Genomic DNA, 1,029 nt, shown 5'->3' with positions numbered 1-1,029 from the left:
CTAGGGCGTGTCTGACGGATCATGCAGCTCCGGGTCGGCAGGCTTCAGGCGATGCGACAGCATCGAGTGGTGGTCTCCGATGAGGCGTGGGCGTGGATGGAGCCGTTGCTGCCTTCCTCGGCCGGTCGGCGGGGCGGACGGTGGCGCGATCACCGGCAGGTGATCGAGGCGATCGCCTGGAAGTACCGCACCGGCTCCCCATGGCGCGAGCTGCCCGAGTCCTTCGGGCCGTGGCAGACCGCCTATGAGCGGTTGACCCGGTGGAGCGCCGATGGCACCTGGACCACGTTGCTGGCCCGCGCCCAGGCCGACGCCGACGCCGCCGGCGAGCTGGACTGGCTGGTCGCGGTCGACTCCACGCTGGTGCGGGTGCATCAGCACGGGGCGGCCGCCCGGCGGGTCGGGGGCAACGCCTCGACCGTGCGCGGCGACGCCGATGACGATCAGGAGGGCGGCCGGCGCCCCGGCCGAGTCACCGACCGAGCCTGATTGCCCCGCAGAACCGGCGGTGACCGAGCCGGCCGATCACGCCATCGGCCGCTCCCGCGGCGGGCTGACCACCAAGGTGCACGCCCTCACCGACGGCCGCGGGCGGGTGCTGGTGGTGCTGCTGACGGCCGGCAACGTCAACGACACCACCATGTTCGCCCCGCTGCTGGCCGCCCTTCGGGTGGCGCGCATCGGGCCGGGGCGACCGCGGAGTCGCCCGGACTACCTGGTCGCCGACAAGGGCTACAGCTCCCGGGCCAACCGGACGCTGCTGCGCCGCCGCGGCATCTCCCACACCATCGCGCAGCCGGCCGACCAGGCCGCCAACCGGCGCCGCAAGAGCTCCGCCGATGGCCGACCGGTCGGTTTCAACCAGGCCCGCTACGCCCGCCGCAACGTCGTCGAACGCGGCTTCTGCCAGCTCAAACAGTGGCGCGGCCTGGCCACCCGATATGACAAGCATGCCCGCAACTACGCCGGCGCGCTCGACCTTGCCGCCCTACTCACCTGGCTTCCGTGATTCGTCAGACAGTCCCTAGG

1 pseudogene is annotated in these 1,029 nt (G+C 72.5%); it reads left to right on the top strand.

What is annotated here, in order from left to right:
* Positions 1-51 precede the first annotated feature (51 nt).
* Positions 52-1,009, top strand: a pseudogene (locus tag ABQ292_RS26520) (IS5 family transposase).
* The last annotated feature ends 20 nt before the right edge of the window (positions 1,010-1,029 follow it).

Source organism: Geodermatophilus maliterrae (assembly GCF_041018925.1).
GTDB lineage: Bacteria > Actinomycetota > Actinomycetes > Mycobacteriales > Geodermatophilaceae > Geodermatophilus > Geodermatophilus maliterrae.
Note: the sequence above shows the minus strand (reverse complement) of the source record. Positions and strands in the feature narration are given on the sequence as shown.